Origin of the sequence: Bacillus sp. EB106-08-02-XG196, from assembly GCF_013396335.1 — a bacterium.
Taxonomy (GTDB): Bacteria; Bacillota; Bacilli; order Bacillales; family Cytobacillaceae; genus Neobacillus.
Genome location: NZ_JABWSY010000010.1, coordinates 203,874 through 218,207, shown reverse-complemented (window position 1 = coordinate 218,207; position 14,334 = coordinate 203,874). Strand labels below are relative to the sequence as shown.

The 14,334-nt window shown below is 40.7% G+C and carries 10 protein-coding genes; all 10 read right to left on the bottom strand.

What is annotated here, in order from left to right; translation table 11 throughout:
- Positions 1-996: a sugar-binding protein gene (locus MLOOGBEN_RS17160; RefSeq protein ID WP_179159486.1), complete on the bottom strand. Its 996-nt coding sequence runs from the start codon at positions 994-996 to the stop codon at positions 1-3.
- Positions 997-1,170: 174 nt separating this feature from the next.
- On the bottom strand, positions 1,171-2,160 hold the full coding sequence (locus tag MLOOGBEN_RS17155; RefSeq protein ID WP_179159485.1) for a LacI family DNA-binding transcriptional regulator: 990 nt from the start codon (positions 2,158-2,160) through the stop codon (positions 1,171-1,173).
- A 3-nt stretch (positions 2,161-2,163) separates the two neighbouring features.
- On the bottom strand, positions 2,164-3,222 hold the full coding sequence (locus MLOOGBEN_RS17150; protein WP_179159484.1) for an aldose epimerase family protein: 1,059 nt from the start codon (positions 3,220-3,222) through the stop codon (positions 2,164-2,166).
- A gap of 74 nt (positions 3,223-3,296) precedes the next feature.
- Positions 3,297-4,778, bottom strand: a complete 1,482-nt coding sequence (gene galT, locus MLOOGBEN_RS17145) for a UDP-glucose--hexose-1-phosphate uridylyltransferase (RefSeq protein WP_179159483.1) — start codon at positions 4,776-4,778, stop codon at positions 3,297-3,299.
- Between the two features lie 5 nt (positions 4,779-4,783).
- Positions 4,784-5,773 (bottom strand): UDP-glucose 4-epimerase GalE, encoded by a 990-nt coding sequence (gene galE / locus MLOOGBEN_RS17140; protein WP_179159482.1) that lies wholly within the window; start codon positions 5,771-5,773, stop codon positions 4,784-4,786.
- Complete coding sequence (locus tag MLOOGBEN_RS17135; protein WP_179159481.1) at positions 5,770-6,951, bottom strand: galactokinase; 1,182 nt, start codon at positions 6,949-6,951, stop codon at positions 5,770-5,772. Before MLOOGBEN_RS17135 ends, galE begins: the two co-directional genes overlap by 4 nt.
- 132 nt (positions 6,952-7,083) lie before the next feature.
- The gene (locus MLOOGBEN_RS17130) at positions 7,084-9,312 is read right to left on the bottom strand and encodes an alpha-galactosidase (RefSeq protein WP_179159480.1); all 2,229 of its coding nucleotides are present in this window, start codon (positions 9,310-9,312) and stop codon (positions 7,084-7,086) included.
- 91 nt (positions 9,313-9,403) lie between these two features.
- The gene (gene lacZ, locus MLOOGBEN_RS17125) at positions 9,404-12,430 is read right to left on the bottom strand and encodes a beta-galactosidase, LacZ type (protein WP_179159479.1); all 3,027 of its coding nucleotides are present in this window, start codon (positions 12,428-12,430) and stop codon (positions 9,404-9,406) included.
- A 38-nt stretch (positions 12,431-12,468) separates the two neighbouring features.
- Positions 12,469-13,287, bottom strand: coding sequence for a carbohydrate ABC transporter permease (locus tag MLOOGBEN_RS17120; protein ID WP_218781222.1), 819 nt, complete (start codon positions 13,285-13,287; stop codon positions 12,469-12,471).
- Positions 13,280-14,176, bottom strand: coding sequence for a carbohydrate ABC transporter permease (locus tag MLOOGBEN_RS17115; protein ID WP_179159542.1), 897 nt, complete (start codon positions 14,174-14,176; stop codon positions 13,280-13,282). The genes MLOOGBEN_RS17120 and MLOOGBEN_RS17115 overlap by 8 nt, the downstream gene beginning before the upstream one ends.
- Positions 14,177-14,334 lie beyond the last annotated feature (158 nt).

Sequence of the window (14,334 nt, the reverse complement as noted above, 5' to 3'; positions counted from 1 at the left end):
TCAGTATTCCTCCCTTATGACCCGATGAATCTCAGGTAAATCTTCTTCTCTCATAATCCGAGTATTCGTATGATTAACAGGAGGAACCTTCTTGCCTTCTATTAGATCTATCATCATTACTACTGCTTCGTAGCCCATTTCAAAAGGCTCTTGGACCACGGTCGCTTTAATCGTGCCTTTCGTAATGTACTTAAGTGTTTCGGGCAGTGTATCGAATCCAATAATATAAACTTGATCATGTTCCATGAACTTTTCTACTACTTGGGCAATTCCAATCGCATCTAGTGCACTCGTCCCATAGAACGCATTGACTTCGGGGTAATCCGTTACTATTTGGTAAGCCTTTTCAGCCGCTCGAACTCGACTAATTTCAGATTCTTCCACAGTTAAGATCGTTATTCCCTCTTCAGATTCCACAGCGTCTCGAAAGCCCTGAACACGCTGCTGCTGATGGTTCGCATAAAAATTCCCCGTTATTATGGCCACGTTCGCCTGACCATTTGTATCTTTAATTAAAGCTTTACCTGCCAAAAAACCAGAATAATAATTGTCTGTTCCAATATAAGCCATTCGGTTACTATTGGCCGCATCTGTATCTATGGTTATAACAGGGAGTTTTTCTACGACTCTATTAATTAATGGCGTAAATTGCTCATCACTTAAGCCTTGCGTAATAATACCATCCACTTTAGACGCCATTGACATTTCAATCGTTTTTAAATGTTCCTCGATATTCGCCTGCTTCGGCCCGGCATACTCCAATAAAACACCATGTTCCATAGCAGCCTTCTGTGCCCCTTCTTCAACAAGCCGCCAATAGTCATTGTCAAGCTCCTCAGGAACAAGCACAAAATGATAATGATACTTTTCTACCGTTGTACCCTCAGCAGGCAAATCATGGCTAACAACCTTATATCCATAAAATACAGAAAATGCACAGCTCAGAAGAAAAAACAAAACTCCAACACCATACGCCGCCTTAGTCAACCTGCTCATAAAACAACTCCCATACATCACCAGTCTAGATAAAAAACATTATACGGAAAATACCAAAAATCGACAATGCCAAAAGGTGACAACACCATATTAGAACCATTCTAATTCGGTGCCTGTCACCACTAAAACACAAATGTCCACCTGAGGTGGACATTTGTGTTTGGTTATTGATTTTTAGGAGCTGCTGTCTCGGATGATTAGCTGGGTGGAGATGGTTATTTTTTTGGCTATTTTTCGGCCTTCGATTCTTTCTGCCAGGGTGTTGACGGCTGTTTCTCCCATTAATTCGGTATAGACTTTCACGGTGCTTAATGAAGGAAAGACATATTTGGAGATGCTGATGTCGTTGACGCCGATGATGTTCACTCGGCCAGGAACAGGGATTCCTTCTTCCAATAGCGCTCTGAGTGCTCCAACTGCCAGTGAATCATTCGCTGCAAAGAAAGCGGTGGGCAGGTTTTCCCCATGCTCATGAATGGCTTTTTTCATGAGTGAATGACCGTCGTTAACGGAGAATGAACCCACGTACATAAACGCTTCATTCAACACCCCTTGTTCTGCCAAATAGGTTTTGAAGGTCACTTCTCTCGGGTCTTCGATGGTCGATGTCTTATCTTTGAATACTTCTCTTCCGCCAATATAACCAATCGTCTCATGACCGTTCTTCAAATAATGGTCAATGACCTTTTTCGTCGCCTTTTCAAAATCAATCACGATCGAATCGAACTGTTCTTCATCAGGTGAGGTGTCCACAAAAACAATATTACTAGTGATGGATTCCAAATCCTTTATTTGTTTATGACTAAATTTTCCGATTGCGATAAGACCTTGAATCTCATCCTGTTTTAAATTTCCATAGTTGTCTTGAAAGTACTTAGCTACAGAAAAGCCCAATTGTCTGGATTGATTTTCGACACCCAAACGAATCGACATATAGTATAAATCTTCTAATTCCTCTTTTTCTGTATACCACTGTAAAAGTGCGATTTTCCCGGTCTCTAGTTTTCTAGCTGGTTTCTTTTTATAGGAAAGCTGCTCCGCAACCTCAAAGATCCTCTTTTTTGTTTCATCACCAACAGATAAAGAACTATCATAATTTAATACTCGGGATACCGTTGCGATTGAAACTCCTGCTAATTCTGCAATATCCTTGATTGTAGCCATTTATCAAACTCCTATTGTATTAGAAAAAAAGCGATATTTTGTTGTGGCTTTATATACTTCCTCTGGGTTTAAAACAATCGTTGGAAAATCGGGCTGATTAATAGCATCTGGCAGCCCTTGTGTTTCTAAACACACGCCTAAGTAGTTCCTTGCCCGCACACCAGATATTGAATAAGGACCTTCCAGTTGATTCGCTGTATAAAGGACCACACAGTGCTGATCTGTTGTAACTAACAATGTCCTGCCACTCTCTTTTTCACTTAAAACCACCGTATTTTCTCCCTTTTTTGTAAAAAGAAGCGGGTGGTCATAACCGTTGCCGGCAAGCACATTTTGTGGATGGGAGGATTTCATCCCCGACTTCAATAAACGGCCATGCTTAAAGTCAAAAGGGGTATTACTTGATTCCATCATTCTTCCAGTAGGCATTAAATCTGACCCAAGCTCTAAAAAGCGATTACTTTCTAATTGTAGTATGTGCTCGGAGCAATCCCGCTTTACATTTCCGCTTAAGTTAAAATAAGAATGATTCGTTAAATTAACGATTGTTTTTTTATCTGTCACCGCTTCATAGGAAATGCTCAGCTCATTTTGATTATTTAAAAGGCAGAGTATGGTCGTATCCAAATTTCCAGGATAGCCTTCTTCACCATCCAAGCTTCGATAGGAAAATTTCAACCCGACTGCATTTTCCATTTTAATGCTTTCCGTTTTCCAAATAACGGCATGAAAGCCCTTCTTACCGCCATGTAGATGGTTAGGATCCTCATTAGGGGTCAGCCGGTAAACTTCCCCGTCTAATTCAAACTGGGAGTTGCTGATTCTTCCAGCTACCCGGCCGACAACCGAGCCAAAATACGGGGACAAATCAATATAATCCTCTAAGTTATCAAACCCAAGCACGACATTTTCAGTGTTGCCATTGCGGTCAGGGACCATTATTTTTGTAATGATACAGCCATAATTCAGGCAGGAAACAGACATTCCTGAATCGTTGACAAGGGTATACTCCATTACTGGCTCATCATGATAACTACCGAATACTTTATCTATTATTTTCATTCTTTCTCCACTCCATTAATTCACTTATAAAAATATGAGACGTTTTGCCAATCCCATGCTGTAAGCTGATTAACCTATGATAAAGTCATGATAAAGCGCTTGAACCCGGCTTTGCCCTCTTCATTTCTCTTATAAACACCAGCATCTTCTAATACTTTTAAAAACTTCTTACCAGTCTCTTCTCTCACGATTGCTTCTACATTTGATGGTGTTGCCACAGCTTGATACTCTTCTTTTAAACCTTTTGCCCAATCCATATGGTATTCAGCAACGATATCGGTTTTTCCTAGAATGAAACTTTCAACTTCTAGAAGTTCAGCCTTTAAGCGTGCTGGTAAAACAGCCAGCCCCATTACTTCGATTAGCCCAATGTTTTCCTTCTTAATATGATGAACATCCTGATGAGGGTGAAAAATTCCAAGCGGATGTTCCTCACTACTCCGATTGTTCCGTAAAACTAAATCTAATTCGTATAAATCTTGTTTCTTTCGTGCAATAGGTGTAATGGTATTGTGCGGAGTATCACCTGTTTTGGCATGGATACCAACTGTTTCGTCGCTGTAATTTCTCCATTCTGATAAAATATGCTCGCCGGCTTCCACTAGCGGTCCAATTTCCTCAGAGCGCAATCGGATAACTGACATAGGCCATTTAACAACGGAACCATGAACATTCGGGAACCTATTTAACTCAAAGTTCCAATCATCCTCTGCTTTTGCCATCGCAAATTCATAATGCCCCCCCTGATAATGATCATGAGACAAAATGGAACCGCCGACGATCGGCAGGTCAGCATTGGATCCAACAAAATAATGAGGAAACTGCTCGACAAAACTTAAAAGACGCTTGAAGGCATCCGCAGTAATCTTCATATCCCTATGTTCCTCTGACAGGACAATACAATGTTCATTATAGTATACATATGGAGAATACTGTAGAAACCAATTCTCTTCTAAAAGATTTAACCTGATCATGCGGTGATTAGAGCGCGCCGGGTGACCAATTCTTCCTGCATACCCTTCATTTTCAACACAAAGCAGACATTTTGGATAGTTATTCTTTTTTGCGGCCCGTTCGCGTTCAATACTTCTAGGGTCCTTTTCTGGTTTCGATAGATTTATCGTAATGTCCAATTCACCATATTCAGTGTCTACCTTGTACTCAATATTATTGCGAATCCGCTTCATCTGAATATAGTTACTATTTTTACTTAATTCATAAAAAAAATCTGTCGCGACTTGCGGATTTTTTTTATATTTTTCGTTAAATATTTGATTAACCGTTGATGGACGTGCCATAAAGCAGTTCATTACTTTACTTGCAAAAATCTCTTTTTCATCAAAAATATCCTCAATAATCCCTTGTTCACAGGCGTACGCTGCAATTTGCTCAAGTAAATCTGGAGTCTCTAAATTTGACTCTTCGGCACCTTCCTTAAACTCTACTAAATGCAAAAGTGAAAGAATTTGATTGCGAGCATAGATTTCATCCTCAGGCTCGATTAATTGAGCAGCAATGGATTGATTGATTAATTGTTGGATTCTTTGATAAATCATACCATTCACCCCTCATATCCATTTGGATGATGTTGGTGCCAGTTCCACGCATCGCTGATGATTTGGTGTATCGAGGTTCTTGTTGGATTCCACCCAAGGACGCTTCTGGCTTTTTCAGATGAGGCAATTAACGTACTAGGGTCGCCAGAACGGCGTTCACCGAATTGAACAGGAATATCAATACCCGTTACTTCTTTTGCTGTTTCGATAATTTCTTTTACCGAAAATCCTTGGCTGCTGCCCAGATTAAATACATTACTTTCCCCGCCATTTTGCAAATATTTTAGTGCAAGAAGATGCGCAGCAATTAAGTCTTCAACATGAATGTAATCACGGACGCAGGTCCCGTCTGCTGTATCATAATCTTGTCCAAAGACCGTTACTGCCGGCCTTTTTCCTAAAGCAGCCTCTAATACGACGGGAATCAAATGTGTTTCAGGGTTATGATCCTCTCCAATCTCCCCGCCGCTTCTTGCCGAAGCAACGTTAAAATATCGGAGTGAAACATATTTAAGATCAAATGCCTTTTCACACCAAGCAATCATTTTTTCCATCGTAAGTTTTGTTTCACCATAGGTGTTCGTTGGTTTTGTCCGAGCCTCTTCCGTAATAGGCACAACCTTCTGTTCACCATAAACCGCGGCTGTCGACGAAAAGATGATAGACCTCACGTTAAATTCTATCATCATTTCGAGGACAATTTGTGTACCGAATACATTGTTGTCATAGTATTTTAAAGGCTCGATCATCGATTCGCCAACAAGAGAGTTGGCGGCAAAATGCAGGATAGCTTCAATGTTTTCTTTTTCAAAAACAGAACGCATAAACTCTCGGCTGCGAATATCCCCTTCATAGAAATGTGCCTTTGGATGAATGGCATCACGATGGCCAGTTTGTAAATTATCGATAACCACCACATCTGATCCCTGGTCAATTAACTGGTAAACAGCATGAGAACCAACATACCCGGCCCCGCCTAAAACAAGAATACTCATTCAAATTCCCCCATCTGAATTTCTTTTGCCCCATCGCCAATACTTGCTACATAGAAATCTGCAGGATATCCAATTTTGTCCTGATAAGCTGCACCAACATTAGCAATAAAGCTATCAACCTGTTCATTTTCAACGATTGCAATTGCACAGCCCCCGAATCCAGCTCCCGTCATGCGGGCGCCCATTACACCTGGCTGTTTCCATGCTGCTTCTACCAAACTGTCAAGTTCAATTCCAGTCACTTCATAATCATCTCGCAGTGAAATATGCGATTGATTCATTAACTGTCCAAATGCCTCTAGATTCCCAGCCTTTAATTCTTCAAGAGCCTTTAGCGTTCTTACATTCTCATACACGGCATGTTTCGCTCGCTTACGAACTTTTTCATCAGGTATTAAGGTTTGATTCTCATCAAATTCTGCTTCTGTCAGCTGTCCAAGTGCTCCTATTGAAAGTTTTTGCTGCAGCTGTGACAATGCTTGTTCACACTCTCCACGACGTTCATTGTATTTGGAATCTGCCAGCTCTCTGCGCTTGTTTGTATTCATGATTAAAATCTTGTAACCTTCAAGCTTAATTGGAGCGTACTGAAAGTTCAATGTCTGGCAATCAAGTAAAATTCCTGCATCTTTTTTACCCATACCAATTGCAAATTGGTCCATAATGCCGCTGTTGACACCGATAAACTCATTTTCGACTTTTTTACCAAGAAGAATCATATCCAGACGCGGAATTCCTAAGTCAAATAACCCGTCAAGAAGCACTCCTGTCAATAACTCAATGGATGCAGAAGATGAAAGTCCTGCTCCATTAGGGATATTCCCTTCAATTACACACTCAAAGCCTTGTGAAATATCGTACCCCGCTTCCTTTATATAATGAATCATCCCCTTCGGATAATTCGCCCAATTATGCTGCTTATCATAAGCTAATTGTGTTAAATCAAATTCAATGATCTCTTTGTCCGGAAAGTTTACGGAGTAAAGTCGGACAAGATTGTCATCTCTCTTTTTTGCCACGGCATACGTTCCATAAGTAATTGCACAAGGAAATACATGGCCGCCGTTGTAATCCGTATGTTCACCGATTAAATTAATTCTCCCCGGAGCAAAAAATGCTTGCTCCGGCTGGGCGTCAAATATTTCTCTGAATGTTGTCGTTAATTTTGTGATGTTCATTGTCGTCCCTCCAACTATATATGCTATGTGTTTAGTTTAATCCATTTAGTTAAAGAAATCTATTGTTTTTACTAAAAATTTTACTAAAAACAAAAGGCAGTGTATATCTATATACACTGCCTTTTTAATAGTCTAATCCACCTGTTCATCCGTACATTTTAAATAAAATATATATGATTGGAAGTCGCCTCTTCGTTTCGATGATCCCAAGTTTACGCCGTTAAACTCCGTAGGAAGTAGAAGACCAACTTGCATAAGCTCATCACCATAATAGGTTCGCCCATCCACTTCATATAATCTATCTTCTGATAGTCCACAAAGTCGTAATGTTTGCTGTTTTCGGGAATTTGCTGTAGCCAATACCTTATAATAGCCGACTAGGGCTTCCGATTGGTCTGGACTAACCACCATCCAAGCTGTCTCATTACCAGAGAAAGGACTTAATAACCGATAAAAATGGCCATCCCGAATCAAGCGGCGCTGCTCTTTATAAAAAGCTACCTGCTCTTTAATCTCCTCTCTTTCTTCCTCCGTTAAGGAGTGTGGATCTAGTTCATAGCCAAACGTTCCAAAGTAAGCCGTATTTGCCCGTGTAGACAGCGGTGTCTCTCTAAATGTTTGATGATTCGGAACATCTGATACGTGGGATCCCATACTATACAATGGATAGGCAAAGGATGTGCCATATTGAATCTTTAACCTTTCGACCGCGTCAGTATTATCACTTGTCCAGGTCTGCGGTGCATAATACAGCATACCAGGGTCAAAGCGCCCGCCGCCGCCAGCACAGGATTCAAACAAGACATGAGGGAACTCACTTGTTAACCTTTCATACAGAGAATACACACCTAAAATATAGCGATGGAAAAACTCGCCTTGCTGATTGGCTGCTAATTTTTGTGAGAACGGCTCCGTTATGTTACGGTTCATATCCCACTTGATATAAGACAGATTTGTTTGTTTAATAATTCCCGACATTTTTTCGTAAAAATAATCAACAATTTCAGGTCTGGAGAAGTCGAGTACCAGTTGATTACGCCCTAATGTACGATACTGGTCTGGCATTCCTACAGCCCAATCAGGGTGCTCTTTAAACAACTCGCTGTTTGGACTAATCATCTCCGGTTCAAACCAGAGGCCAAATTTTATTCCGACATCATTAATCTTTTTTGCCAAACTTTCTAACCCATTCGGAAGTTTATTAAAGTCAACATGCCAATCTCCTAGAGAAGAAGTGTCATCATTCCTTTTTCCAAACCAGCCATCATCAAGGACTAACATCTCAATCCCTAATTCACTGGCAGACTTGGCAATTTTCACTAGCTTTTCCTCATTAAAATCAAAGTAGGTGGCTTCCCAGTTATTGATTAATATCGGACGATCTTCTCTTTTCCATTGTTCTGGAATCAGGTTTTCACGGTAAAGCTGGTGGAGGGCTTGACTCATCCCATTTAAGCCTTTATCCGAATAAACCATGACTACTTCAGGTGTTTGAAACGTTTCTTTTGGTTGAAGACCCCAATTAAAACCAAAGGGATGTATCCCCACCATTACCCTTGCCATGTCGTAGTGGTCTACTTCAACCTGCATGAGGAAATTACTGCTATAAACAAAGTTAAAGCCGTACACTTCACCGCTATGCTCCGTAGTATCTGGCCTTCTTAAAGCTAAGAACGGATTATGGTGGTGAGAGCTGGCACCCCTTAAACTAGAAATCGATTGAATTCCACTTTCAAGCTTCCGCTCCTTCACATGCCTTTCACGAGCCCAAGCCCCTGCTAAATGAGTAAAAATAAAATCCTTATCCGGCAGTTCAAGTGCTGCCCCCATCAATCGTTCAATCACAAGTTTCTCTGGACCATCGTTTGTCAAAGAGGCACTTCTTGTAATCACAGGCTTATCCGGAAAAATCGTATAGTTTAATCTTAATTCAGCTTGAAGGAATTCATCCTTTAGTAGAATCAGTAGTGTACTTGCTTCGTTGCCGTACGTTGCTGGAAGTCCCAAAAGACGCGGCTTTCCTTCTAACACGCTATAGGAGTCATATACAAAAGTTGGAACATGTGAATCGTTTTCTTTCCGGACAGAAATGGCTGGTTCCCGGAAATCCGAATTTCCGTAAGCAGGATACTCCTGTCTTAGTGTTTCTAAGACAAAAGCTGGATCATCTGCATACACATGGCAACTGGCACCAGTTGGAACATCATAAACTTGTAAATGGGAAAAGTCGTCTCTATGACGCAATGCCTTTCCATAATAAAGGTGGCCTAACTGGCCATTTTTCATCACGTGGAAAATATAACTCACTTGACCATTTGTTAAATGAAATTGTCGGTTCACTTGATCTACATGTATGTGCATAATCTGCTCCTTGTATATAAAATAAAGAGCCTGAGCATTCAGGCTCTTCCAAGCTTTCACTTAGTTTTTCAATGAATTTCTATACGAGAAATCAAACCCTTTGAATTAAAAATTCAAATTCCAAATCTTGATTTGCCTTGATAAGGTGTTCGTCATGAACAGGTGCTCCCCAGCTGTCATCCCCGCCAACACCCATCTGCTTACCGGCAACTGTGACGACGGTATAATGGACAGGTGGAAGTTCATAGATATGCTGGGCATTTTCAAGCTCGAAAGCAGTATATAGACTTACGTTACAATCCAACGGTTCAGTGACCGAAGAAATTCTTATTCCCTGACCGTTTCGGTTTGTCACGCTGACACGGCGGACCCCTGTTCTGTTGCCAGATTCCTGTGGCATCACATATCCTGATAAGCTATCTGAAACCTGATTCTTAAAGGTAGTGAGCTTTGCTCCCATTGCCCGGTCAGAATAATTCTCTTCTGGTCCCATTGCATACCATTCTAATTGATCATAATCAGCAGGAACCTTGAACGACACTGCAAAAATTGGCAGCTGCGGCAAAGTCTCGGCACCCTTATACCCAGACTTTACGCGAACACTTCCATCTGGATAAACCGTGTATTCTGTCTTAACCTCAATATCTGGATTAATCGAGAACTTATAGGTAAAAGCAACACAAACATTATTGCCGTTTTCTTCTGCCTCAATTTTTACACAATTTCTCGCTAAGCTCGCGGCAAACCAAAGCCCGGAATGGAAACCTTGAGAATATCCACGGTCATTGTCCGTCGTCGCTCTCCAGAACAATGGTGCCGGCGGCAATGAAATCATCTCATTGCCAGCATAGTTCAGTGACACTAACGTTCCCGCCCCCTTTGAGAACATAACGGTAAAGTCGCGGCCATGAACACCAATATTGACATCACCATGTGCAACTCGCAAATCACCGCTAGGCTGGTATATCTCCCTTGTACCCACTTGATAAACAAACTGACCGAATGCAATTTCATACCCTTCTTCTGCCCATAGGGTACTTTCCCTCAACACAAGTGATGTTTGAATGCAATACTCACCTGGTTCTGCATTGAACTCTCCAGGGATATCAAACCCAAAATGCCCCTCACTCTGCGGTTCGACACTAGCAATCAACTTATTACGGTATAATTCTTTTCCTTCACGGAATAGAACATATTCCAACTCATAGTCTGCCGTAGTGGAAAACAAACTTTCATTTTTGACGGTTACACCTGTCCCATTTGCTACTAGTTTGAAATCTTGATATAAAAATTTCACTTCCTGCATTTTAGGAGAAAGCTCTCGATTCGCATAGACAATTCCGTTTGTACAGAAGCCGTAGTCTGTCGGACGGTCGCCAAAATCACCGCCATAGGCAAGGTATTCATTACCGAAACGGTCTTTTTTATAAAGTGATTGATCAATATAATCCCAAATAAACCCGCCCTGGTACATTGGATACTTCTGCTCTAAATCGGTATATTTGTACATACCGCCAAGTGAATTGCCCATTGCATGCATATACTCACAGCTGATGTAAGGCTTCTCGGGGTTCTCACTTAAATATTTTTCAATATCAGCTGGTTTCGCATACATACGGCTTTCCATATCACTCGTAGCGTTATAATCACGATTATGGAATACTCCTTCGTAGTGTACGAGTCTGCTAGGGTCAACCTTTTTGAAATATTTCGAGACATTCAAAATGACTTCACCAGCGTACGATTCATTACCACAGGACCAAATCAAGATCGATGGGTGATTTTTATCCCGTTCAACCATGGAGATTGCACGGTCCATGACAATAGCTTCCCATTCCGGCTTATTACCTGGAATATTCCAAGAAGGCTCTACCGCCCCCATCTTTTGCCATGACCCATGCGTCTCAAGATTCATCTCATCAATGACATAAACACCATATTCATCACATAATTCATACCAATAGGTTTGATTTGGATAATGTGAGGTACGGACTGCATTAATGTTATGACGTTTCAGTGTTTTAATATCCCAAAGCATGTCTTCTCTTGTAATCGCCCGGCCGTGACGGGGGTTGAATTCATGACGGTTCACACCCTTGAATACAATTCGTTCTCCATTAAGGTGCATAATTTTATTCACGAGTTCAAATCTTCTAAATCCTACCTTTTGTGGAACCACTTCAACTAAACTACCAGACTCGTTATAGATTTGTATAAATAATTTGTATAAATATGAATTTTCCGCACTCCATAGTGCAGGCTGCTCAACAGCAAGGTTAATCGACCACTTGCCATCGATATTTTCAGCTTCGCCCGTTTTAACAAGAATACCCTTGGCATCCACTAATTCTGCCGTTATTTTTGAAGCAGCCGACCCTTGAAGCTTTAAATCGGCTGAAAGTGCCCCTTTTGTAAAAGTTGAATCTAGTTCAGGACGAACATGCAGGTCAGAAACATGAATTTCCGGAACTGTATAAAGATAGACATCACGGAAGATTCCTGAAAATCTCCAAAAATCCTGATCTTCCAGCCAGCTGCCGGTACTACGCTGATAAACCTCTACTGCCAGCTTATTCTCTCCATCTACTAAATAAGGGGTAAGGTCAAACTCAGCCGGTGTAAAGGAGTCCTCACTGTAGCCAACGAATTCACCATTTAACCAAACATAAAAAGCTGATTCAACACCTTGAAAGGAAATATAAATCGGATGTCCCTGCATATTTGCAGGAACGTCGAAATATTTCACATAACTCCCAACTGGATTATGGTCGGTGGGAATTTCCGGCGGACGAAGTTCATGATGCCCATCCCATGGATACATCGTGTTGACATATTGTGGCTGCCCGTAGCCTTGAAGTTGTATATGTCCGGGGATCGTAATATCTCCCCAGCCAGCACATGGATATTCTTTTTCAAAAAAGTTCACTGGTCTATGGTCTGGATTAATACTGTAATAAAACTTCCAGTCTCCGTTTAATTCATGACGCATTTTCATTTGGGAAGCACTTTTTGCCTCCGACAATGTTTCATAATAGACATGGTCTGAATGGGCAGGAATACGATTCACTGCAAATACATTCACATCTGTAAGCCAACTTAAACTTGGGGTGATCTTCATATCTATCACACTTCCTATCTACAATTATCTGAAATTCATTATTTTACAGAACCCATCATTCCGGCAACAAAATGCTTTTGCATAATAAAGAAAATGAGTGCTGCTGGCAGGGTTGCAATGACGATGGCTGTCATAATAACACCAAAATCAGGAGAATAACTTGAACCTAGGTTAGAAATCAGCAATGGAATCGTCTGATTTTCCGGTGACTGAAGCACAACAAGCGGCCATAGGTAGCTGTTCCAACTTGCCATGAACGTAATGATTGCAGCAGCTGCATAGGTTGTTTTCATAGTTGGAATATAAATTCTGAAAAACACACCTAACTCCGTTAAACCGTCAATCCTTCCTGCTTCAAGGATGTCCTTTGGAAACATCTTCGTGCTTTGTCTGAAGAAAAAGATCAGAAAGGCAGTGGTAACCGTCGGTAGTATAACAGCCGAGATGGTATCAATTCCAATCAATGGTGCAGTTTGTGAAATCGTTCCAAACATACGGAATAACGGCACCATTAATGCTGCAAAGGGAATCATCATAGAAAGCAATAGGAAGTTAAACACATAATCCTTTGCTTTGCTCTGGTAAATTTCAAATCCGTAACCCGCCAAAGAGGCAATAAGCATCCCAACCAAGGTTGTAATAATCGAGATTTTTGCTGAATTCATTAATGCAGGAACGAGATCAACTGTTAGCAAGAGATTGTTTAAGTTCTCCATAAAATGACTGCCTGGCAATAACCTGCCTTTTGTAACATCGACTGATTTGTTCGTTGAACTGACAATCATCCATAAAAATGGAAAAATAGAAATAATAGCAGCGACTGTAAGAAACCCATAACCGAAGACTTTTTTAAGCATTTTTATCACCTGCCACTTTAAACTGAATAATAGAGAAGATAACAATCAGTATGACAATCGCATATGAAACAGTAGCCGCATAACCAAAGTCCGGAGTATATTTAAAGGATAGATTGTAAATATACTGGGAGATGGTCATCGTAGCATTCCCAGGTCCACCCGCCGTAATATTCATAACCTCATCGAACAATTGAAGCGTACCAATGGTGGAAGTAATCGAAGTAAACAAAATAATTGGTTTTAACATTGGAATGGTAATCTTGAAAAAAGTTTGAATAGATGAAGCTCCGTCTATTTTCGCCGCTTCATAAATAGATTGATCAACATTTTGCAGCGCAGATAGATAGAAAATCATATTATATCCGGTCCACCGCCATGTGATTGCAGCAATAATCGTGATTTTTGCCCAGAACGGATCAGTTAACCATTGAATCGGTTCTGCAATCAGTGACATCTTCATTAACATAATGTTCACGATGCCATCCTGCCCAAATAAATATTTGAACGTAACAGAATAAGCAACTAGTGAGGTTACACATGGTAAAAAGATGGCTGTACGGAAAAATCCTTTAAATTTCAATGCTTTATCATTCAGTAAAACAGAAATAAATAATGCTAGAATAATCATAATTGGTACTTGAATGATTAAATAAACGACTGTATTCTTTACCGTAGTCAGAAATACCGGGTCTTTTAATAATCGTGCATAATTTTCAAGGCCGACAAATGTTAAGTTTGTTCCCCTGCCGGATTGTAATGACATCATGAAAGCTTGAATCATCGGGTAAAAGTAAAATAAACAAATCATCACAGCAGCTACAGCAACAAACGACCAGCCTATAGCTGTGTTTTTCACTCGGAGCCCCCGAGTGGATTTTACTTTCTGCATGGGTGGGTTGGCTTTTGCAGGTATCACATCTAGTCAGCTCCTTACCTATTTATATTTCTTCTCGTTTGAAATTTTTTAAAATAAAAGCCCCGGGAAACTCGCCTGACACTGTTCGCTCCACTAAACCGAAGGGGAGAAGCCGGCGAGTACCCGAAGCT